This is a genomic window from Streptomyces sp. NPDC001220, assembly GCF_053597895.1.
This window is the reverse complement of record NZ_JBSFJE010000013.1, coordinates 301232-322506: the sequence shown is the minus strand read 5'-3', so window position 1 is coordinate 322506 and position 21275 is coordinate 301232. Positions and strand designations below refer to the sequence as shown.

At 67.5% G+C, this 21275-nt stretch carries 18 protein-coding genes and 2 pseudogenes; 5 read left to right on the top strand and 15 right to left on the bottom strand.

Annotated features, from left to right (window positions below; all coding sequences use genetic code 11):
• Positions 1-322: 322 nt before the first annotated feature.
• The gene (locus tag ACWDGI_RS30150; protein ID WP_450489245.1) at positions 323-718 is read right to left on the bottom strand and encodes an ester cyclase; all 396 of its coding nucleotides are present in this window, start codon (positions 716-718) and stop codon (positions 323-325) included.
• Positions 719-1405: 687 nt separating this feature from the next.
• Between ACWDGI_RS30150 and ACWDGI_RS30145 the strand changes: the two genes are divergently transcribed.
• The 4 genes and pseudogenes from ACWDGI_RS30145 (at position 1406) to pntB (ending at position 6344) form a co-directional block, all read left to right on the top strand.
• A complete protein-coding gene (locus ACWDGI_RS30145; RefSeq protein WP_450764303.1) occupies positions 1406-2092 on the top strand; it encodes an SDR family NAD(P)-dependent oxidoreductase in 687 nt (228 codons plus the stop codon).
• A 106-nt stretch (positions 2093-2198) separates the two neighbouring features.
• A pseudogene (locus ACWDGI_RS30140) lies at positions 2199-2866 on the top strand (helix-turn-helix domain-containing protein); the annotation flags it as partial.
• A 548-nt stretch (positions 2867-3414) separates the two neighbouring features.
• Positions 3415-4944 carry a Re/Si-specific NAD(P)(+) transhydrogenase subunit alpha gene (locus ACWDGI_RS30135; RefSeq protein WP_450764301.1) on the top strand — a complete coding sequence of 510 codons (1530 nt, stop codon included), beginning with the start codon at positions 3415-3417 and terminating at the stop codon, positions 4942-4944.
• A gap of 8 nt (positions 4945-4952) precedes the next feature.
• Positions 4953-6344 (top strand): Re/Si-specific NAD(P)(+) transhydrogenase subunit beta, encoded by a 1392-nt coding sequence (gene pntB / locus ACWDGI_RS30130; protein WP_450764299.1) that lies wholly within the window; start codon positions 4953-4955, stop codon positions 6342-6344.
• 514 nt (positions 6345-6858) lie between these two features.
• Here the strand turns inward: pntB and ACWDGI_RS30125 are convergent.
• The 9 genes and pseudogenes from ACWDGI_RS30125 to ACWDGI_RS30085 form a co-directional block, all read right to left on the bottom strand.
• The gene (locus ACWDGI_RS30125; RefSeq protein WP_450764298.1) at positions 6859-7146 is read right to left on the bottom strand and encodes a hypothetical protein; all 288 of its coding nucleotides are present in this window, start codon (positions 7144-7146) and stop codon (positions 6859-6861) included.
• Between the two features lie 89 nt (positions 7147-7235).
• On the bottom strand, positions 7236-7367 hold the full coding sequence (locus ACWDGI_RS30120; RefSeq protein WP_450764296.1) for a hypothetical protein: 132 nt from the start codon (positions 7365-7367) through the stop codon (positions 7236-7238).
• A 174-nt stretch (positions 7368-7541) separates the two neighbouring features.
• Complete coding sequence (locus ACWDGI_RS30115; RefSeq protein WP_450764294.1) at positions 7542-8066, bottom strand: GNAT family N-acetyltransferase; 525 nt, start codon at positions 8064-8066, stop codon at positions 7542-7544.
• Positions 8067-8133: 67 nt separating this feature from the next.
• Positions 8134-8736, bottom strand: a complete 603-nt coding sequence (locus ACWDGI_RS30110; protein WP_450764292.1) for a recombinase family protein — start codon at positions 8734-8736, stop codon at positions 8134-8136.
• Between the two features lie 262 nt (positions 8737-8998).
• Positions 8999-9151: pseudogene (locus ACWDGI_RS30105) on the bottom strand (IS5/IS1182 family transposase); the annotation flags it as partial.
• Between the two features lie 221 nt (positions 9152-9372).
• Complete coding sequence (locus ACWDGI_RS30100) at positions 9373-9753, bottom strand: nuclear transport factor 2 family protein (RefSeq protein ID WP_450764290.1); 381 nt, start codon at positions 9751-9753, stop codon at positions 9373-9375.
• Positions 9754-9866: 113 nt separating this feature from the next.
• Positions 9867-10289, bottom strand: coding sequence for a Dabb family protein (locus ACWDGI_RS30095; protein ID WP_450764288.1), 423 nt, complete (start codon positions 10287-10289; stop codon positions 9867-9869).
• Positions 10290-10482: 193 nt separating this feature from the next.
• The gene (locus ACWDGI_RS30090) at positions 10483-12723 is read right to left on the bottom strand and encodes an MMPL family transporter (RefSeq protein WP_450764286.1); all 2241 of its coding nucleotides are present in this window, start codon (positions 12721-12723) and stop codon (positions 10483-10485) included.
• 248 nt (positions 12724-12971) lie between these two features.
• A protein-coding gene (locus ACWDGI_RS30085; RefSeq protein WP_450764367.1) for an IS5 family transposase occupies positions 12972-13771 on the bottom strand; the annotation gives its coding sequence in 2 pieces (ribosomal slippage) (positions 12972-13433 and positions 13436-13771; 798 coding nt in all).
• Positions 13772-13806: 35 nt separating this feature from the next.
• Between ACWDGI_RS30085 and ACWDGI_RS30080 the strand changes: the two genes are divergently transcribed.
• Complete coding sequence (locus ACWDGI_RS30080; protein ID WP_450764284.1) at positions 13807-14802, top strand: tyrosine-type recombinase/integrase; 996 nt, start codon at positions 13807-13809, stop codon at positions 14800-14802.
• Positions 14803-14962: 160 nt separating this feature from the next.
• Here the strand turns inward: ACWDGI_RS30080 and adh are convergent, their stop codons facing one another.
• The 5 genes from adh to ACWDGI_RS30055 all read right to left on the bottom strand — a co-directional run bounded on the left by adh (position 14963) and on the right by ACWDGI_RS30055 (position 21095).
• Positions 14963-16486 (bottom strand): aldehyde dehydrogenase, encoded by a 1524-nt coding sequence (gene adh, locus ACWDGI_RS30075; RefSeq protein ID WP_450764282.1) that lies wholly within the window; start codon positions 16484-16486, stop codon positions 14963-14965.
• Between the two features lie 95 nt (positions 16487-16581).
• Positions 16582-17874: a GAF domain-containing protein gene (locus tag ACWDGI_RS30070; protein ID WP_450764280.1), complete on the bottom strand. Its 1293-nt coding sequence runs from the start codon at positions 17872-17874 to the stop codon at positions 16582-16584.
• Between the two features lie 52 nt (positions 17875-17926).
• Complete coding sequence (locus ACWDGI_RS30065) at positions 17927-18532, bottom strand: N-acetylmuramoyl-L-alanine amidase (RefSeq protein WP_450764278.1); 606 nt, start codon at positions 18530-18532, stop codon at positions 17927-17929.
• A 47-nt stretch (positions 18533-18579) separates the two neighbouring features.
• Positions 18580-19593: an acetamidase/formamidase family protein gene (locus ACWDGI_RS30060; protein WP_450764276.1), complete on the bottom strand. Its 1014-nt coding sequence runs from the start codon at positions 19591-19593 to the stop codon at positions 18580-18582.
• On the bottom strand, positions 19590-21095 hold the full coding sequence (locus ACWDGI_RS30055; protein ID WP_450764274.1) for an APC family permease: 1506 nt from the start codon (positions 21093-21095) through the stop codon (positions 19590-19592). Before ACWDGI_RS30055 ends, ACWDGI_RS30060 begins: the two co-directional genes overlap by 4 nt.
• Positions 21096-21275: the final 180 nt, after the last annotated feature.

Genomic DNA, 21275 nt, shown 5'->3' with positions numbered 1-21275 from the left:
AAGCAAGGCTTGGGACGCGGCTTCACAGGGGAGCCCAGACCCGCACACGTCGCCATCGGGGAGTGGGGGACATCCGAAAATCTCAGGAGACCGGGCTCATCGATGCCCGAGCCGCCGCGTGGTCAACTCTGGCTCGTGAAACGCATCACGCGCCTGCCGGCGAGCAATCGTCCGCCCGAGGAGGCCGACAGCGGGTGCGGACGGCCCCGTGGCGCAGCAAAAGCGCTCGGCTTCCCGAGGAGATGGAATCCTCGGAAAGCCGAGCGCGCTCTTCATGCCCCCGCCCCCGACTCGGCGCGGGGCCCCGACCGTTGAGGTACGGTCAGGCGGCCGTCAGCTGTTCGCGCATCTTGGCGGCGTCATGCAGCGCCGTCATGTGGATGAACCGCCCATCGCGCACCTGATAGATGGCGAACTCGACAATCTCGAACGAGGCGCCGGTGGCAGGAACCCCCAGCCACTCCTTCACCGGAGTTCCCGTGTTGATCAGACGCGCCGCGATACGGTCACCGTCGAAGAGCAGTTCCTGCAGCTCCCAGTGAAGGTCGGGAACCGCGTCCACGTCGTTCTTCTGCACCGCGAGGAGATCATCCCGGGTGGCCGGCACACCGTTCAGCGTCGTCTCATCGTTGATGAACTGGTCCATGCCGTCGAATTTGTGGGCGTTGAGGTGGTCGATGTAGCGCAGGTAAAAAGCGCGCAGCTCGTTTTCAGACATTGGATACCCTTTCTGTGTGACAGTCCCGGGGCGGGGCCGCTCGCGACCGCATTGTTGATGCGGCGCCTGGATTTCACGGTTTTGCCGTCCTTCGCCACCTTCTAACCCTGCCCTTACGGCCTCTATTCCGATCGCCGCTGAGGTTCCGCGATTTCACCCTGGGCGGCAATCCCGGCCAAGTCCGAGATCGCCATGGGAGGTCAGAAGAAATGGATGATAATCTGTTTGAAATTACCGCTTTGTGATGCGGCGCTCGGTGACGCTCATCACCCTGTGATGTGAGCAATGACGGTCGGCCCGCGGAAGCCGAGAGGGAAAGGCTTCGTGGTTTCCCCCGTCGCCCGCCCCGGGCTCCAGGCGCACGCCGTACACCGATACGGGGATTCCAGCTTGCTTGGCCGCCACCGGCTCGCGCCGGGCGCGCAGATGGGAACCAAGGGCATTGGACGTCGTGCTCATAAAGCCAGCATAGGCCTTGACGGACGGGTCGGTGCCGCGCAAAGGGGGTCCTGTGACTCCCCAGGCTGCGGAGGGCTCTGGTCGCGTAGAAAGACGGTGCAATAACGTGGCCGATGGCTTCACCAGCCGAGCCGTGCAACACATCGTGCGCGAACCGGGTGGCTCTGCCAAGTATCGACGGGCGTTCCCACGGGTCCGCTCTTACCACTTATTTCAGGAGGAGAAAGCATGGCCGTCGCACTCATCACAGGAGCCAACAAGGGAATCGGTTTCGAGACTGCTAAGCAGCTTCGCGAGCTGGGCCACCTCGTTTATGTCGGTGCTCGTGATGTGGAACGAGGCGAGAAGGCCGCGGCAACGCTCGGCGCACGCTTCGTGCAGCTCGACGTCACCGACGACGCGTCGGTGAGCAAGGCCCTCGCGACGATCGACGCCGCTGAGGGCCGGCTCGACATCCTGGTGAACAACGCGGGAGTTCTGGGGTACGGAGCCGCCGACGGCCCGACGGCTCTCCACGCCTTCGACACCAATGTGGTGGGCGTGGTCCGTGTGACCGAGGCCGGGCTTCCCCTGCTGCGCAAGTCCGCCAACCCCACCGTGGTCAACCTGTCGAGCAGCGCCGGGTCGTTCTGGGCCGTGACCAATCCGGAGCGGCCGGAATTCAACCTGCCGGTGGCCTTCTACTCCGCGAGCAAGGCAGCTGTCACCATGTTGACGGTCCAGTACGCCAAGTCTGAGCCGGGCATCAAGTTCAACGCGATCGAGCCGGGCACCACCGCGACCGACCTCACGGCGGCATTCGGCGTCGGACGGACGCCGGAGGAGAGTGCCAAGGTCGTCGTGCGTTGGGCGACTCTCGAGGCGGACGGCCCGACAGGAACCTTCCAGGAGGAGTCAGGAGAGCTGTCCTGGTAGCCCTCCTTGAGAGTGCTTGCTAGTGCTGTGACCGCATAGGTCCGCCGGTTTGGTGGTCGTGGCGGTTGGATGTGGGGTGACGTCCGATCCGACCGCTGGAGGCGCGGTGGCTGAGCCTGTCCGTGTGCGCAGACTGATGGACCAGGAGGGGCAGAAGCTGCAGCAGATCGTGCGCCGGGGCAGCACCAGTTCGGTGCGCTACCGGCGGGCGAAGATGCTGCTGGCGTCGGCCGGCGGGAACCGGATGCCGGTGATCGCCCAGCTGGTGCAGGCCGACGAGGACACCGTCCGGATGTGATCCACCGGTTCAACGAGATCGGCATGGCCTGCCTGGACCCTCAGTGGGCGGGAGGCCGTCCCCGCCTGCTCAGCCCTGACGACAAGGATTTCGTCATCCGGACGGCTACCACTCGCCCCACCAAGCTCGGTCAGCCCTTCACCCGCTGGTCGCTGCGCAAGCTGGTCGCCTACCTGCGGAGAGTCCACGGCCGGGTCATCCGGATCGGCCGCGAGGCATTACGCTGCCTGCTCGCCCGCCGCGGTGTCACCTTCCAGCGCACCAAAACGTGGAAGGAATCCCCCGCCCCCGAGCGAGAGGCGAAGCTGGACCGGATCGAGGAGGTCCTGGACCGCTTCCCGGACCGGGTCTTCGCCTTCGACGAGTTCGGCCCGCTCGGGATCCGTCCCACCGCGGGCTCGGGCTGGACCGTCCAGAAGCACCCCGGCCGGCTGCCCGCCACCTACCACCGTACCCACGCCGTGCGCTACCTCCATCCTGGCCGCCGCACGACGTGAACGCGCCCGCATCCGCAGCGAGAAGGGAATCCGCTGGGGCGGACGCCCCCTTGCGTGGCTCTCTTGAGGCCAAGCGCTGAATCGACCGAAGCCCCGCCCCCGGGACCAACGGCCGGCCCGGTCCATGGGTGAGCGGTCGGCCGTTGTGTTTCGCGGCCTGCACACGAGCCGCCGGTCCCGGGCCCGGCATGGCCTGTACTCCAAGTCGAAGCCGATGACCTGGGGTTGGCGCCGAGAGGAGGGGCCGCCGGGCACACAGACGTGAGGTCCTACCATGGCTCGGCCTGGCGCGATGCCCGGCTGGGCGGCGAAAGGTCTGAGCGGCACGATGGCCGGCGTGGCGCAGGTCGCGGCCGGCCGGAGGCCTTGTCTGCTTTCGGTCAGCCGCGACGGCTGTTCCTGCATTCGCGCCACGGGCTACGGGCTACGGGCCACGAGAAAGCATGTGAGTGCTGAGGCCGTGGCACGTTGGGCAGTCCTCTCCATGCACAACACAACGTACGAACTACTAGACGAAAGAGCTCAGGATGCGCATTGGAGTGACCCGAGAGACCAAGTCCGGGGAGACCCGGGTGGCGGCCACGCCCGCCACGGTCAGACAGTTGACCGGGTTGGGTTTCGAAGTGGTGATCGAGACGGGTGCGGGTGCCCGTTCGAGAATCTCGGACGAGGCATATACCCAAGCCGGTGCCGCGATCTGCACGGCCGAGGAGGCGTGGGGGGCCGATCTGGTCTTCCGGGTGAACGCGCCGGAACTGTCAGAAGTGGAGCGGCTCAAGGAGGGGGCGAAGCTCGTCGCCCCGCTGGCCCCGGCTGTCAACGGCGACTTGCTGGCGGCACTCGCCGCACATAAGGTCGACGCCTTTGCGATGGACGCGGTGCCGCGCATATCCCGGGCGCAGTCACTGGACATCCTCTCCAGCCAGGCGAACATCGGAGGCTACCGTGCGGTGATCGAAGCAGCGCACCATTTCGGCCGGTTCTTCACCGGGCAGGTCACCGCGGCGGGCAAGGTACCGCCGGCCAAGGTGCTCGTCGCCGGTGCCGGTGTGGCGGGCCTGGCCGCGATCGGTGCGGCCGTCTCCCTGGGCGCGATCGTTCGCGCCACCGACCCACGGCCCGAGGTGGCCGACCAGGTGAAGTCGCTGGGCGGTTCGTATCTGCCCGTGGACGTCGAGGTCGAGCAGTCCACCGACGGATACGCGAAGGCGACATCCGAGGCGTACGACAAGCGGGCCGCGGAGATCTACTCCGAGCAGGCCGCGGACGTGGACATCATCATCACCACGGCCTTGATCCCGGGGCGGCCTGCGCCGCGGTTGATCACCGCCGCCGATGTCGCTTCCATGAAGCCGGGCAGCGTCATCGTCGACATGGCCGCCGGGCAAGGGGGCAACGTCGAGGGCTCGGTCAAGGACGAAGTCATCACGACCGGCAACGGTGTGACGATCATCGGCTACACCGACCTCCCGGCGCGCCTTCCGGACCAGGCGTCCCAGCTCTACGGCGCCAATCTGGTCAACCTGATGAAGCTGCTCGCCCCGGGCAAGGACGGGCAGGTCGTGCTGGACCTTGAGGATGCCGTGCAGCGCGGACTGACGGTGGTTCACCGAGGCGACGTGCTGTGGCCGCCGCCGCGGGTGCAGGTTTCGGCGGCCCCGGTGGCGGCCGCCGCGGTGCAGCCGCCGGAGACGAAGGCGGCGAAGAAGCTCTCCCCGAAGGCGCAGGTGGCGTTGGTCGGTGTGGGATCACTGGCCCTCTTCCTGCTCAACGCGTGGGCGCCCTCGGGGATCACCCAGCACTTCACCGTGCTGACCCTCGCCGTCGTGGTCGGCCTCTATGTGATCGGGCATGTGCACCACGCACTGCACACGCCGCTGATGTCGGTGACCAACGCGGTCTCGGGAATCGTCGTGGTGGGTGCACTGCTTCAACTGACCTCGACCGACAACGTGGTTCTGGTACTCGCCGGCGTCGCCACGCTGCTCGCCTCGATCAACATCTTCGGCGGCTTCGCCGTGACTCGCCGGATGCTCACCATGTTCCGGAAGGCATGAGCTGAAAAATGGACATCCTTTCAATTTCCGGTGCGGCCTACCTCATCGCCGCTCTCCTCTTCATCCTGGCGCTCGCCGGACTCTCCAAGCACGAGACCGCCTCCCAGGGGTGGCTGTACGGCGTCGCGGGGATGGTGATCGCGCTCGCCGCCACGATCCTGCAGGTCACTGACGCCGGTTCGGCCACTTCTGTCATCGTCCTCGTGGCCGCCATCGCGGTCGGCGCGGTCATCGGCCTGTGGCGCGCAAAGGTCGTGGAGATGACCGACATGCCCGAGCTGATCGCGCTGCTGCACTCCTTCGTCGGCCTCGTCGCCGTACTGATCGGCTGGAACGGACACCTGGAGGCGGTCCCGGACGCGGACGGAATCCACCGCACGGAGGTCTTCGTCGGCGTCTTCATCGGCGCGGTCACCTTCACCGGCTCGATCATCGCCTTCCTGAAGCTCTCGGCCCGGATCAAGTCCGCTCCGCTGGTCCTGCCGGGCAAGAACGCAATCAATGTCGGGGCGCTGGTCGCCTTCGTAGTGCTCACCGTGTTCTATGTCATCACCCCCGGGATGGGGTTGCTGATCGCGGTCACGGCGCTGGCGCTGGCGCTCGGCCTGCACCTGGTCGCCTCCATCGGCGGTGGTGACATGCCTGTGGTCGTCTCCATGCTCAACAGCTACTCCGGCTGGGCGGCCGCCGCTTCGGGATTCCTCCTGGAGAACGACCTGCTGATCGTCACCGGCGCACTGGTCGGCTCCTCGGGTGCGTACCTGTCCTACATCATGTGCAAGGCCATGAACCGCTCGTTCATCTCGGTCATCGCCGGCGGGTTCGGAATCGAGGTCGGCCCCTCAGGCGGTGAGGACTACGGTGAGCACCGTGAGATCTCCGCGGAGGACACCGCTGAGCTCCTGTCGTCGGCCTCGTCCGTCGTGATCACCCCCGGCTACGGCATGGCGGTCGCGCAAGCGCAGTATCCGGTTGCGGAGTTGACCCGGCTCCTGCGTGAGAAGGGCGTCGACGTGCGCTTCGGTATCCACCCGGTCGCCGGCCGCCTCCCGGGCCACATGAATGTCCTCCTGGCCGAGGCCAAGGTGCCCTACGACATCGTCCTGGAGATGGACGAGATCAACGACGACCTGGTCGATACCGACGTCGTGCTCGTCATCGGAGCCAACGACACCGTCAACCCGTCTGCGGCCGAGGACCCGGGATCGCCGATCGCCGGCATGCCGGTGCTGAAGGTATGGGAGGCCAAGAACGTGGTGGTCTTCAAGCGGTCCATGGCCGCGGGCTACGCCGGAGTGCAGAACCCGCTGTTCTTCCGGGAGAACTCCCAGATGCTCTTTGGCGACGCCAAGACCCGCGTAGATGAGATCGTGGGCGCGCTCTCACGGGTGCCTGCCTGAGGACGGGACGCCGTCCGTTCGCCTCGAAGACGTCGTCCTTCCGCCCCGAACAGGGGCAGGGCGGCGCTTCGCGCCATTCCCGACCCGCCCCCGACCGCCCCGACCGTCCCCGTGCGCGCCGGGCACACCGCGCGCCCCGCGCACAAGGGTCAACCACCCGCAGCCAGCAGCGACAACGGCCGCAGGCCAGGTGAATCTCAGATGGTGGAGTCGACGTAGCTTCCACGTGACCAGCCCGGCGCCAACGGACCGCTCTTTCCTCGGGTTTCCAGCGGGACCACTGCCAGCACCGTCACCTCAAAGGTCTACGGCCAAGCGTGTACGAGGTGGTTGGGCACGAGGAATCACCATGGTTGCGTGTCAGCTGTCGAGAGCCAGTGGCGCAGAACTGGGCGACAAGAAGATCAAGGCGGTCGATGCCGCGGTCTGACCGTAGGCGGTCATTGCGACTGAGTGTCGCTAATCCATGCAGCGCTGCCCACAGAACCTCGGTGAGGGTGTCGACGTCTTGTTCTCAAGCGATCGTGGCCACGGCCGTACGCAATTCGGCGTACGCGGCTGACGGCTGTGTTGCAGGGCTCTCGATACCGAATCGGAGCCGCATGGCGCGGGGGAACATCGGCTCATACAGCGCCGGATTCTCCGTGGCGTAAGTGTTGTATGCGCGAACAACCGCGCTGCCCGCCTCGGCCGGTGCTGCGTGGCGTCGAGCATCGCCGAGGGCTTCCGCGAGTTCAGCGAAGCCCTCCAGTGCGATGGCCCCGACCAGATCCTCCAATGATGCGAAGTGCTTGTAGATCACCGGCTGGCTGTACTCGATCTCGGTCGACAGCCGGTCACTGATGCCATCGGACAGGACTGCCGACTGTGCCCCGGCTGCTACCGACCCGTCTACGAGGGCTCTTCCTCGCACACCCTGATCGGGGCCGGTCCGATGCCGGTGATCGGGCTGTGCAGGCCCGCTGCGTCGATGAGGGGCGCGGAAGAAGAAGCGTGGGCCAGGTGCTCCAGCGCGACGGGCATGGCAGATGATGGAGGGGCAGGCACGGTCTCGTTCGGTTCTCGTGGGTCTCGACAACCACATGATCACCTGCGCCGTGCCTGCTCTGCTTCCCGGCCCCAGAACAGGACATGACATGACGCCACGGGCAACGGAACGAACCGGACGGATCCGCTTCATGTAATACCCCTGAGTTCTCAGTCGAGAGTGACTTCGCTGCGGACGATTCCGTATACGACCATGTCGTGGTAACAACCATTGCGGAACTGGGCGCCCCTCAACACGCCTTCACGCGTAAAGCCAGCCTTCTCCAGGGCACGTTGCTCGGCAATGTTTTTCACATTCGTGTGCGCGTCGATGCGGTTTACCTCGGTATGAGCGAAGAGGTACCGGGCGAGCAATGCCTGGGCCTGTGTGCCGATGCCCTGACCGCGAACTTCGTGGCGGAGACCTATGCCGATGTTCCAGCCGCGGTTGAGCGGCCCGTAAGGGACGGGCCGCCAGGAGACCATTCCCAGTGCCTCCTGGCCGCTCACGACCGTGAGTGTGCCTGAGTCGGCGGTGAGCAGGCCATTCTCCGACCAGTGCCTGCGCTTGGCCATGGGATCGGAAAAACCGAACCAGTCGAATGCCTCGTCGGATTCCGGGCTGGCGTTGAACAGGATGTCGAGGAGCCCGAGGTCTTCTTCGGAAACGGGAATAAGGCGGATCTTATTGTCCACGGTGATGTCCTGTCTGGCTACTTGGGGTGCCGGTAAGAACTCTGTCACCAGCCGCAAACGGCGGTGATCAGTCCTCTGGCCTGGAGGGTCGGGGCAGTTCTGCCGTGTTGCTCGACTCAGTGAGCGTGAGACGGCCGCCCTGTAGTTCGGGCAGGTAGTTGTAGATGGTGTTGCGGGAGACGCCGAGGAGCTTCGCGATCGAGGTGACGGTGTTCTCCGGGCGGGCGAACAGGTCGCGGGCGTGACGTACCTGTTCGTCGGTCAAGGCCGGCGGGCGGCCGAGGCGGGCGCCGCGGGTGCGGGCGGCGTCCAGGCCTTCGTTAGTGCCCTGGACGATGAGTTCGCGGATGAACTCCGCCAGGGCCGCGAAGACGTGGAAGACCAGGCGCCCGCCGGGCGGGGTCGTGTCGAGCGCTTCGTGCAGCGAGGTGAAGCCGATGCCGCGCTTGCGCAGGCCGGACACGATGGCGATGAGGTCCTGGATGGAGCGGCCGAGCCGGTCCAGCGACGGGACGACGAGGGTGTCGCCCTCGCGCAGGAAGTTGAGGGCCTTCCACAGTTCCTCGCGCTCGGCATTCTTGCCCGACTTCTTGTCGGCGGAGATCCGGATGCACCCGGCTTCGGTGAGTGCGTGGATCTGCCGGTCGAGCAGTTGCCCCTTGGTGGACACGCGTGCGTATCCCACGAGGCCCCCGGTCCGTACGGCCGGAACGGGGGGAGGAGACCGACGGTGTCGTCGTCCTGGATTGTCTGCACCCGCCAGATCGTACAGAAAGGGTGCTCCTCAAGTTCTTTAGCGCAGCGACTTTCTGACACCGTCTTATGGGCATGATACGGCGCCGATCCGGCCGTGCGCCGCCGTTTACCGATCTTGCTCATTAATATCTGTTCCTACGCAGGTGGACCAGCGTGAGGATCGCCTGCTTGAATCAGCCGAGCTCGCACCAGCGGGTGTTGCGGGCCCGGAGGTGCTCGTACAGCAGCCAGGAAACATGCTCGACGAGCTCATACATGACGTCGAGGGTGGCACGATACGGAACCAACAGGGCCCCTTCGGTCGCCGGTGTGATGAGTGGAGTCACCACGCCAACGACGAGGGGCCCTGCCTCGTCATCACACCCTCTGAACAGCCTATTTCACCCTCCAGTACAGGATGAGAGAGGCTCATTGACTGCTGCACAAAGGAAGTCATCGGGTATGCGATGGACGACCACTATCAGACGCCTGTGATATCACGGGCCGTATGCAACGCGGCCCGCAACAGGAAAAAAACAGTCAGATTCCGGCCCGAAAAACGCGAGGCCCCTCAGTCAGCAGATCCATTGACATCGACCGCGACAGGGCTGAGATAGAAACGTGTCCAGTCGATGCGTCCGTCGCGGGTCGTCATGATGACTGGCCCACGCATGACGGCCTGGGTGCCGTCCGGGGCTGTGCCGACCATCTCCCATTCCGACCAGAGTTCGGCATCGGCCGTGGCGCGGCGCAGAACCTCGGCCTGGATGTCGGGCAGCCGACCGAAGATGGCGGTCCAGTTCATGAGCACCCGGTCATTCCCGGTGAAGCCGTCTTGCGGCCGATGCGGGGTCTCGGACCGGTAGTTGGCGGTGAAGCAGTCAGCGACCTGGTGAGGGTCGTGCGAGTTGATCGCATCCTTGAGTCGGTCGATCGGGTCGTTCGTGTTCATTGCGAGCTCCTGTTCCGCGGGTTGTAGCGCGCTGGGCGCGGTCTGAATGTGCGCTTTACGCCTGGCGCCTCGTCAGGGGTGTGGCCGTGGAGCGCCCGGCAGGATTTCTCCGCTCAGGACGACGGGATCGTTGTGTCTTCGCCGCCGGGCATGGTGAAAGAGGTGGCCTGTGCCACGGGTGCGGCGATCTCGGGGTGTTCGGCGAAATGGCGAGCCTGTACCTGCTCGATCTTTGCTTTGATCTCGGGGTCGGCGGAGTCCGTTATGTCGAAGGCCTCAAACCGCGCGAGATATCCGATACCTTCGAGTTCAAGGCGGACGTGCGCGGGATCGTTCATGTAATCGTAGTAGCCGTCGAGGTCTTCGATCACGAACACGGCTCCGTATGCGAAGCCTCCGGTGGGGTGTGGGCCGACCACGTACGACTTCACGGCGGAACTGGTCTCGCCGACCTGGCGTAGAAGGTCGAGGCAAGCCGTGAGCTGCTCCTCGCTCAGGTCGGGCTTGGGCGTCAAGCGGATGATGTGGAAGATCACGGCCTTCTCCTCAAAACTCGGTTTTGGATTCCTAAGCGCCGGGGCCCGTACCGGGCCCCGGCGGTGTTGAAGCGTGCCCCGTGTTACCAGTGGTCCTGCATGATCAGGCCATCCGGACAGGCAGCTCGCCGCCGTGCCGCCTCGCGGTGGCGCGGGGACGGACGGGAACCGAACTCGACCAGGCGCTTGCTGGTCAGCCCCTGGTCGAGTTCACCGTGGGTGCCGGAGCCACCGCCGCGCGTCCGGATGCGGAGGTCGGCTCGGGTCCGCCCTCGCTGAGGCCGTAGCGGTTGTGGAGTCTGCGCAGGAAGTCGGGCGCGTACCAGGCCGAGCGGCCGAGCATCCGCATCGCGGCGGGGACCAGGACGCCGCGTACGGCGATGGCGTCGATGAGGATGGCCAGTCCGCTGCCGAGGCCGAACATCTGCATGAAGCTGAGCTTGGAGGTGCCGAAGGCGAAGAAGCTCACCGCGAGCAGGCAGGCCGCCGCGCTGACGATGCTTCCGGTGTGGCCGAGTCCGTTGCCCACGGCGGTCTCGTTGTCCGCTCCCTGATCGTGGAGTTCCTTGATCCTGCTGGTGACGAAGACCTCGTAGTCCATGGAGAGGCCGAAGGCGATGCAGAACATCAGCACGGTCATCGTCATCTCCATCGGCTGTGCGGTGAAGCCGAGCAGTGAGGAGAGGGTGCCGTCCTGGAAGATCCAGGTCATCACGCCGAGGGTGGCTCCCAGGCTGATCACGTTCAGGACCAGTGCGCGCAGCGGCTGCACGATGCTGCCGGTGAACAGGAAGAGCAGCAGGAAGGTCGTGACGACGATCAGGGCCACGGCCACGGGGAGCCGGTCGCCGATGGATTCCTTGGAGTCGACGAGTTCGGCGTCCGTTCCGCCGAGCAGGGGGTGTGTCCCTGGGGGAGAGGTGGCCGAGCGCACCAGCTCGACGAGGCTCTGCGCCGCGTCCGACTTCGGTGTCAGGCCGCTCATCACGCTGATCTGCTGTGCGTCGGGTCGGCCCAGGGTCGGGTTGCCCGGCCCGGTCGCCGTGGATTGGCCCGCGGTGTGGGTTCCCGTGTTGGTCTCGACGCGCTCGACGCCCTTGAGCGCGGCCAGTTGGACCGCGTACGACGCCAGCGGGGTCTTGTCCACGGGCTGGTTGATGGCGATGTGGAGGGCCGAGTCCTCGCTGCCGCCGAACTTCTCGCGCAGTGCCTGCGAGACCTGGCGGCTTTCGGCGTCCTTGGGCAGCACGCGTTCGTCCGGCGTGCCGAAGGTGATGTTCAGCAGCGGGCTGGCCGCGAAGAACAGCACCGCGAGGACGGGCAGTGCGGTGAGCGCGGGCCGCCGCATGACGGTGCGCGCCACCCGTCCCCACAGGGGTGCGCGGGCGGCGGAGTTCCGCGTCTTCGCCCACGGCAGCCGCCCGCTGTTGACCCGGTGCCCTAGAACCTTCAGCAGGGCCGGCATCACGAACAGGGTGCTCAGGGCTGCGATCGCGACGACGCCGACTCCGGCGAAGCCGAAGGAGCGCAGGAAGTACTGCGGGAACACCAGGAGTGCCGCCAGGGCGGCCGCGACGGTCGCGGCGGAGAAGGCGACGGTGCGGCCCGCTGTGTGTACGGTGCGCCGGACGGCGTCGTCCACGCTCACCCCGGCCGCGAGCTGCTCCCGGAAGCGGCTGACCATCAGTAGGGCGTAGTCGATGCCTAGTCCCAGGCCCAGGGCGGTGGTGAGGTTGGTCGCGGTGTCGGCGACATCGGTGACGCTGCCGAGCAGGAAGAGCTGGGCGAACGATCCCATGATGGCGATCAGCGCGATGATCAGCGGCAGCAGGGCCGCGACCACGCTGCCGAAGACGAACAGGAGCAGTACGAGAGTCAGCGGTATGGCGATCCCTTCGGCGAGGATCAGATCCTCGACCACCTGGTTCGAGAGGTCTGCGCCCACGGCGGCGCCCCCTCCGGCCTGGACGGTGAGGGTGTTCCTGTAGGTGCCGCCGTAGGTGTCGAGGATCGCCTTGGCGTATTTCCGCTGCTGGGTGTCGTCGCCTCTCACGTGGGTGAGCACCATGGCCTCGCGGCCGTCCTTGGAGAGCAGCTCTGGGCTGTTGGTTTCCCAGTACGAGACGACGTTGCTGAGCCGCTTGTCCCTTTTGATCTCGGCCACCAGGGCTTGGCCGGTCTCTCGGTGGGCGGGGGTGTCGATGCGGCCGGCGGGGGAGCCGACCAGCAGAACGAGGTTGGTCTCGCCGCCGAACTTCTCGTCGATGACCTTCGATGCCCGGGTGGAGGGAGAGGCCGGGTCATCGAAGCCACCCCCCTTCAGCTTGTCGAAGGCGCCCGCTCCCACGACCCCCATAAGGGCCACGGCCAGGGCGGCGACGACCAGGACCAGCCGAGATCGGCGAATCGCCAATCCGGCCGCACGCTCGAACACGGGTGATCTCCTTGTAAGCTTCTTCTGGGGGCAAGGCGAGGGGCCGGCCGGGCATGGGCACCGGCGCAGTGCGGCGCAGAGCTCCTTCGCCCCGTCAGAGGGGGTGCGGTGCCGGCTCTTCATCGCCAGGACACGACGCTAGTCAGGCGATCGGACTTTGAGCAGTAGGAGATCTACCTGACACCGTTAGGTATTCAGAAAGGCGTAGGACTCTGAGACCTCGTCGGGCCGGCACCTTAGAAGCCATCTCATTTGGTGAGTCTGCGGTAGCAAATGAGGGTGCAGGCGATGCTGGTGAAGGCCAGGAAGTGGATGGCCTTGCGTTCGTAACGGCGGTGCAGGCGGCGGCATCCAGCGAGCCAGGCCATGGTGCGTTCGATGGTCCAGCGGTGCCGTCCCAGCCGCTGGGACGACTCGATGCCTTTGCGGGCGATGCGGTGCCGGATGCCGCGCTGGCGTAACCATCGGCGCAGGTGGTCGTAGTCGTAGCCCTTGTCGCCGTGGAGTTTGGCCGGCCGCCGTCGGCGCGGACCGCGGCGGGAGCGGATGGGTGGGATGCCGCGCACGAGCGGTTCGAGGGCCTGACTGTCGTGCAGATTCGCGCCGGAGATGCCGATGGAGATGGGCAAACCGGTCCGCTCGGTGATCAAGTGGATCTTCGAGCCGTACTTGCCCCGATCCACCGGATTCGGACCTGTCAGGTCCCCCTTTTCAGGGCTCGCATGTTCACCGAGTCGATCGCGCAGCGCGACCAGTCCAGTTCACCCCGGGAGCCGAGTTCGTCGAGGACCAGGCGGTGAAGCTTCGCCCACACCCGGGCCTTCGACCACTCGGTGAAACGCCGATGCGCCGTGGGCCCCGACGGTCCGAACGAGGTGGCCGGCAGCTGCTGCCATGTGCAGCCCGCCGTGGCCACGAACACGATCGCAGCCAGCACCTCCCTGTCACCGTGCCGGCGTCGGCCACCTCCCTGAGGTCGACTCGGCGCCTCCGGCACCACTCGCTGGTACAACTCCCACAGCTCATCCGGCACCAGCCGCTCAACGATCCCCACACGGGAGCCTATCGAACGCCCCAAATGAGATGACGTCTCAGAACGCCTGGAAGGTCGATGCGTCAGAAGAATGGCAGGCGGCATTGGACTGGCTGCAGCGCCACTCGCTGCCTGTAGGTGAGTTGGATGATTCCGATGTGCTGCGGCGCGGCCTCGACGCACTCTGTCGGAAGGTCGATGGAACGGCCGCTGCCGCGAAGACCGTGAAGCGAAAGAAGGCTGCGGTCAACGAGGTGTTTGGCCTAGCCGTGGAACGCGGATACTTCGCGCAGAACCCGCTGGTCGGTCTTCGGTGGACGGCGCCGGAAGCCGCCGATGAAGTCGATCCCGACTGCGTGCCGAACCCGGCTCAGGTTGCCCGACTGCTAGCCGCAGTCAGGGCCCTACCCGGCCGTGGCCCTCATCTGTACGCCTTCTTCGGCTGCATGTACTACGCCGCCATGCGCCCAGCCGAGGTGATCCATCTACAGAAATCCCAGTGCCGTCTGCCGGCGAGCGGCTGGGGCCTTCTGAACCTGAAGGGCGGCGACGTGACTGCCGGTAAGGGGTGGACGGATGACGGCGCCGTCCACGAGATCCACTCCCTGAAGCGGCGAGCAGTCAAGGCGACACGCCCGGTGCCAATTCCTCCGGTGCTCGTCCGCATGTTGCGCGAGCACATAGGAAACTTCGGCGTTGCACGCGACGGGCGCCTGTTCTGCAACGCAGAGGGGAACTGCATCGACGCCTCGGCGTACGGCATCACCTGGGGGCGAGCGCGTGAGGCTGTTCTCACGCTTGACGAGCACGCCCTTGACCTGGCCAAGCGTCCCTACGACCTGCGCCACGCCGGCATCTCGTTCTGGTTGGCCTCCGGCGTCGACCCCGCAGAGTGTGCGCGCCGGGCTGGGCAGAGCATCCAGGTCCCCTTCCGCTACCACGCCAAGTTCCTGGCTGATGCGCGGAACCACGCCAACACCCTGATCGAAGACTCCATGCGGCGATGGGAGGAGGTGACGGACGATGACGATACGGAGAGCGCCTGAGCGGGACCTTGGCCCGGAAATGCCCCGGAACTACCGGTCGGAGCTGGGATACGGGTGGGGGATATCGGGAGTAAGGGCGTGTTTCGACTCGCTGCTTAGATGTGCGCCGAGAAGGGCGCCTGCCGGGCATCTGCCCTGGTCAGGCGCCCCTTTTCTGCGTCTAGAAGAAGCCCAGCTTCTTCGGCGAGTACGACACCAGAAGATTCTTCGTCTGCTGGTAGTGGTCCAGCATCATCTTGTGGGTCTCGCGGCCGATCCCGGACTGCTTGTAGCCGCCGAACGCCGCGTGCGCCGGGTACGCGTGGTAGCAGTTCGTCCACACCCGGCCCGCCTGGATCGCACGGCCCGCGCGGTAAGCGGTGTTGGCGTCGCGGGTCCACACGCCCGCGCCGAGGCCGTACAGCGTGTCGTTGGCGATCTTGATCGCGTCGTCGAAGTCGTCGAAGGACGTCACCGACACGACCGGGCCGAAGATCTCCTCCTGGAAGATCCGCATCCGGTTGTCGCCCTCGAAGATCGTCGGCTGGACGTAGTAGCCGCCCTTCAACTCGCCGTCGTACTCGACGCGTTCGCCGCCCGTGAGGACCTTCGCGCCCTCCTGCCGGCCGATGTCCAGGTAGGAGAGGATCTTCTCCAGCTGGTCGTTGGAGGCCTGCGCGCCGATCATCGTGTCGGTGTCGAGGGGGTGGCCCGGCTTGATCTGCTGGGTGCGGGCGACCGCCGCCGCCATGAACTCGGCGTAGTGGCCGCGCTGGACGAGGGCCCGGGACGGGCAGGTGCAGACCTCGCCCTGGTTGAGCGCGAACATCGTGAAGCCCTCGAGGGACTTGTCACGGAAGTCGTCGTCGTGGGCCCAGACGTCGTCGAAGAAGATGTTCGGGGACTTGCCGCCCAGCTCGAGGGTGACCGGCTTGATGTTCTCCGAGGCGTACTGCATGATCAGCCGCCCGGTGGTGGTCTCCCCGGTGAACGCCACCTTCGCCACCCGCGGGCTGGACGCCAGCGGCTTGCCCGCCTCCACGCCGAAGCCGTTGACGATGTTCACGACGCCCGGTGGCAGCAGGTCCGCGATCAGGCTCATCCAGTAGTGGATGGAGGTGGGAGTCTGTTCGGCCGGCTTGATGACGACGGCGTTGCCGGCGGCCAGCGCGGGCGCCAGCTTCCAAGTGGCCATCAGAATCGGGAAGTTCCACGGGATGATCTGTGCCACGACCCCGAGCGGTTCATGGAAGTGGTACGCCACCGTGTCGTCGTCGATCTCGCTGAGCGAACCCTCCTGCGCGCGGATCGCCCCCGCGAAGTAGCGGAAGTGGTCGATGGCGAGGGGGATGTCCGCGGCCAGCGTCTCCCGCACCGGCTTGCCGTTCTCCCAGCTCTCGGCGACCGCGAGCGGTTCGAGATAGGCCTCCATCCGGTCGGCGATCTTGAGGAGGATGTCGGAGCGCTCGGTCACCGACGTACGGCCCCAGCCCGGCGCGGCCGCGTGCGCCGCGTCCAGCGCCCGCTCCACGTCCTCGGCGGTGCCCCGCGCGACCTCGGTGAACGGCTGCCCGTTCACCGGCGACGGGTTCTCGAAGTACTGCCCCCGGGCCGGCGGCACGTACTCGCCGCCGATGAAGTGGTCGTAGCGCGCCTGGTAGGAGACGATCGCGCCCTCGGTGCCGGGCGCCGCGTAACGGGTCATGGTGGCCTGCCTCCTTGCAGATGCGCTGCCCGCCGTTGGGCAGCTCCGGCGCGCAGGCTAGACAAGCGGAGGTTGCGCCCACGTTGCACCGCAGGTCAGCGTGGTGGCGCCGCCAACTCGGACTCCAGCGCGGTCAACCGGCTGCGGACCACCGCCGTCGGCCGTACCGTCGCCAGGGCCCGCCACACCTCGACATCGTCCTCGCCCCACGCCGCGTGCGCCCAGTCCGCGAGTAGATCGGGGTCACGGCTCGCGATCAGCGCGGCCCGCAGACCGTCCGCCAGCCGCTGCCTGAGCAGTACGACCGCCGGCGCCTGCGAACCGGGCAGCAACGGACCCGGGTACGCCGTCACGGCCGCCGTCACCGCCCCCGCCTCCAGCCGCCGCTCCACGACGCTCGCGTCGGACTCGACCGGACTGGTCAGCCGGTACGGCCGCGAGGCGAGCAGCCCGGGCCCCAGCAGCCGCCGCAGCCGGGCCAGTTCGGCCCGCAGCGTCACCGGCGTCACCGACTCGTCCTCGTACAGCGCGTACAGCAGCTCGTCGCCGGTCAGTCCCTCCGGGTGGCGGGACAGCAGCACCAGCAGCTCGCTGTGCCGGCGGCCCAGCCTGATCCGGTGCCCGTCCAGCCGGAGTTCGGCCTCGTCACGGCCGAGCGCCGTCAGCGCGGGCGCCTCGTCGGCGGGCGTCGGCGGATCCAGCAGCGCCAGCTGCGACTCGGCGGCCCGCGCCACCGCCTGTACGAAGCCCAGGCTGTGCGGATGCGCCAGCCGGTCGCCGCCGGTGATGTCGACGGCACCGAGCACCCGCCCGGTGCGCGGATCGTGCACCGGCGCCGCCGCACACGTCCACGGCTGCACCCGGCGGATGAAGTGCTCCGCGGCGAACACCTGCACCGGCCGGTCCACGGCCACCGCCGTCCCCGGCGCGTTGGTGCCGACCGCGGTCTCCGACCAGAGCGCGCCCGGCACGAAGTTCATCCGGTCCGCCCGCCGCCGGGTCGCCGGATGCCCCTCCACCCACAGCAGCCTGCCGTCCGCGTCGCACACCGCCAGCAGATGCTCGCCGTCCGCCGCGAACGTGCCCATCAGCTCCCGGACCAGCGGCATCACCCTGGCCAGTGGGTGCTCCGCCCGATAGGCCCCGAGGTCGCCGTCCGTCAGCTCCACCCGCGCCGCGCCGTCCGGTCCCACTCCGGCACGTGCCGAACGCCGCCACGACTCCGCCACCACCGACCGCACCGGGCGCGGCACCGTACCCGCCGTGGTGAACGTCTCGTGCGCCCGGCGCAGCACCCGGACGCGCTCGGCAGGGTCGGCCCCCGGCTCCAGGGCCACCCACGGATCGGTCAACTGGGCCTCCCCGGACGGCGATGCGACTGGGGACATCGTCACTCGGGGTGTTCGCGCCGACAACCGTTTCGACCGCCTTGGCTCGCTCTCACTCCGAGGACAGGCCGACCAGTCTCATGTACCGGACCCAGTCCCAGTACTTTCCCGGATCCGTGTGGTCGGTCCCCGGCACCTCGACATGGCCGATGATGTGGTCGCGGTCCTTCGGGATGCCGTATCTGTCGCAGATCGACGCCGTCAGCCGCGCCGACTCCGCGTACAGGGCCTCGGTGAAGTACTCCGGCTTGGTCACCCAGCCCTCGTGTTCGATGCCGACGCTGCGTGTGTTGTAGTCCCAGTTCCCCGCGTGCCAGGCGACGTCCGACTCCCTGACGCACTGCGCCACATGGCCGTCGGCCGAACGCACCAGATAGTGCGCGGACACCCGCTTCTTCGGGTTCTGGAAGATGGACAGGGTGCCGGCGTACGCCTGCTGTGTGACATGGATGATCACCCGGTCGATGTCGTACTCGTCGGGACGCTGGGCCGACGTGCGGTTCTCACCGCTCGCCGCCTGCCACTCGGCCTTCGGGTAGTCGACGACTCCGGTGCGCGCGCCCGCGCGGCCCGCGGGGAGCAGCGCGTACGGGACTGCGGCGAGGGCCGCGCCCTTCATGAGCAGTCGCCTGCTGGGGAGCGGTCGTGCCCGGTCCATGGATGAGGTGCCTTTCGGAAGCGTGCCTGAAGCATGGGGAGTCGCGGTCAGCGGTGCAGGGCCGCCGCGGTCTCGCGCAGCCGCGCGTGCAGTCCGCGGTAAGTCTCGCGCGCGGGCAGCCACTCCTTGCGGAGCTTGGCCACACACGTGTAGTTGGTGTCGCACACGTTGGCCAACGGCGATTCCACCGTCTGAGTCGCGTACTGGTAGGCGTCCAGTTCGGCGAATCCGTAGTCGCGCACCAGCCACTGCACCAGGTCGAGCTGCGATATCCGGAATGCGTCCTCCAGCGGACGCGCCGACCCCGTCGAGACGATGTGCGTGTCCGACTCCAGCCGGGGCCAGGGCGTCGCGATTCCCTTCAGCAGCTCCACGATCACCACGGTGTTCATCGCGCACTCGACGGCCACCCCGCACGTCTCGCCCTCGCCTTGCCGGGCGTGTCCGTCGCCGAGACTGAGCAGCGCGCCCTCCACGTTCACCCCGAGATAGCAGGTGACACCCGCCCGCATCTCGGGCGTGTCCATGTTCCCGCCGTGTGCGTCGGGCACCAGGGCCGAGCGGACCTCCAGGTTGGCGGGGGCCACGCCGACCGTTCCGTGCATCGGGTCCAGCGGCAGCTCCAGCTCGATATCGCCCTCATGGGCCCGGAACAGGGCGGTGCGCCGGGTCCGGTCCAGCTGCCAGATCCAGACCTTCTCCGGGAGCGGCTGCTGCAGGGTGGCCGTGGCGTGTGTCGAGGTGAGCGCGCCGAACAGGGGGACCGTCGTGGAGGCCGCCCAGTCCCGCGCCGGTTCGATGGACACGAAGTGCACGGCGACGGTGTCCCCGGGCTCCGCGCCCTCGATGTGGAAGGGCCCGGTCTGCGGGTTGAGGAACGGGAACTCGCACACCTCGGACACCAGGTCCTTCTCGGACCGCACCCGGCCGGCGAAGCAGTCCTCCGTGTACAGGTCGAGCACGGTGCCGGGCGCGATCCGCGCCACCGGCGGCGCTCCGCCGAACGTCCACGCGTACTCGCCCGGTCCGGGCCGGACGGTGAGGATGAGGGGGTCGGTCATCGCGGGAGGTCTCCGTTCCGCCGGTCGACGGCGTCTGCTCGGGCGTCGCCTTCTTCGAGATGGACACGCGCCGTCTCGGCTATGCGCTCGGGGTGACGGCGTATCAGCACCAGGAGCACGACCACTCCGGCCGCCATCCAGATGCCGACCACCGGACCGGCGTACGACACCGGGGCCGTCAGCTTCGTCACGAAGTCGAAGACGGGCAGACCGGCGGCGGTGAGCAGGGCGGGCACGAAGGCCACGATGCCCAGCAGCGGCAGGAGCAGGTGCCGTACCGGGCGGAGGGACTCGCGACCGCGGCGCAGGAAGTAGCCCGCACAGGCGAGGTTGACGACGATGTAGACGCCGATGACCACCGTGACGATCACCGTGGCCAGCAGCAGGAACGCGGTCACCGGGTCGTAACCGAAGCCCAGCCCCAGCACGGCGCCGACCGCCACGACCGTCTGGACGGCGATTCCGGCGACGGGGGAGCGGTACCGGGGGTGGAGCGTGGCGAGGACGCGCGGCAGCACCCGGATGCGGGCGAGCGCGAAGGCGGTCCGCGTGGACACGTTGGCACAGGCGTTGGCGTTGGCGATCGTCGAGTTGACCACGGCGAGGAACACCAGCACCCAGAAGAGCCCGAAGGAGGCCCGGGCGACACCTTCCCAGGACGCGTCGCCCGCCGCGCCGAAGCCGGCGAACCGGTCCGGCCCGAAGTACACGGTCATCGCATAGGTCGTCACCACGTAGAACAGGCCGATCCCCAGGGCCGCGCCGAGCACCGCGCGGTGCATCGTGCGGCGCGGGTCGCGGGTCTCCTCGGCGAGTGGCGCGGCCGCCTCGAAACCGGCGAACGCCAGCACGGTGTAGACGGAACCGGCGAACACCCCGCTGATGCCCCCGTACCCCTTCGCCGTGTGCGAGGTACCGAACACGGAGAGGGTGTTGTGTGAACCGGCCTTGCCGATCAGCCAGATGGCGAAGACGAGGAAGACCGCGATCTCGAAGACCCCGAGCACCGTCCCGAAACGCGCCGAGGCACGCACCCCCAGATACCCGGTGACGGCTATGACGGCGGCGCCCGCGAGCGACCACGGCCACCACAGATCGGCCGGCCAGGAGGCCCACTCCTCGTGCAGGGTGCCCGCCGCGGTGAACCCGAGCTGGAGCAGCAGCAACGGCGGTACCAGCGCCTCCACGAACACATAGCCCCAGCCGACCAGGAACCCGACGGCCGGATGCAGCCCGCGCGCGGCGTAGGTGGCCACGGAGCCCGCCGCCGGTAACTCCCGGGCCAGCTCGGCCACACAGGACGCGGTGAACAGACAGGCCACCAGAGCGACCACCACCGCCAGCGGCAGGCTGCCTCCGGCGAAGGCCGCCCCCGACGGAATGGACGCGGCGACGGCAGCCGCGGGCGCCATCGCCGTGACGCTCTGGAACAGCACCTCCCGCAGCCCGACCGCGTCCCGCCGCAGCCCTGCGTCCGCCGCTCCGGGCATCTCCTCGGTCATACACACCCCCCGACGTGCGTGAACCCATCGGTCCCACGGACCGCTTCGCGTGAATCACGGTACGGCGCTGGCGGGTTGGGCAGAAGAGCGCCGAGTGATTCCGTGGACGGGGCGGCGGTTGTGGAAAACCTCGCCACCCGAACGGGTGAGGCAAGAAGCGGGGGACGCCCGGTCGACCGC

What these genes read in the sequence shown, in the direction of transcription:
- ACWDGI_RS30150 (WP_450489245.1), bottom strand. Translation starts at nt 718, where the DNA reads ATGTCTGAAAACGAGCTGCGCGCTTTTTACCTGCGCTACATCGACCAC.
- ACWDGI_RS30145 (WP_450764303.1), top strand. Translation starts at nt 1,406, where the DNA reads ATGGCCGTCGCACTCATCACAGGAGCCAACAAGGGAATCGGTTTCGAG.
- ACWDGI_RS30135 (WP_450764301.1), top strand. Translation starts at nt 3,415, where the DNA reads ATGCGCATTGGAGTGACCCGAGAGACCAAGTCCGGGGAGACCCGGGTG.
- pntB (WP_450764299.1), top strand. Translation starts at nt 4,953, where the DNA reads ATGGACATCCTTTCAATTTCCGGTGCGGCCTACCTCATCGCCGCTCTC.
- ACWDGI_RS30120 (WP_450764296.1), bottom strand. Translation starts at nt 7,367, where the DNA reads ATGCCCGTCGCGCTGGAGCACCTGGCCCACGCTTCTTCTTCCGCGCCC.
- ACWDGI_RS30100 (WP_450764290.1), bottom strand. Translation starts at nt 9,753, where the DNA reads ATGAACACGAACGACCCGATCGACCGACTCAAGGATGCGATCAACTCG.
- ACWDGI_RS30080 (WP_450764284.1), top strand. Translation starts at nt 13,807, where the DNA reads ATGACGTCTCAGAACGCCTGGAAGGTCGATGCGTCAGAAGAATGGCAG.
- adh (WP_450764282.1), bottom strand. Translation starts at nt 16,486, where the DNA reads ATGACCCGTTACGCGGCGCCCGGCACCGAGGGCGCGATCGTCTCCTAC.
- ACWDGI_RS30070 (WP_450764280.1), bottom strand. Translation starts at nt 17,874, where the DNA reads ATGTCCCCAGTCGCATCGCCGTCCGGGGAGGCCCAGTTGACCGATCCG.
- ACWDGI_RS30065 (WP_450764278.1), bottom strand. Translation starts at nt 18,532, where the DNA reads ATGGACCGGGCACGACCGCTCCCCAGCAGGCGACTGCTCATGAAGGGC.
- ACWDGI_RS30060 (WP_450764276.1), bottom strand. Translation starts at nt 19,593, where the DNA reads ATGACCGACCCCCTCATCCTCACCGTCCGGCCCGGACCGGGCGAGTAC.
- ACWDGI_RS30055 (WP_450764274.1), bottom strand. Translation starts at nt 21,095, where the DNA reads ATGACCGAGGAGATGCCCGGAGCGGCGGACGCAGGGCTGCGGCGGGAC.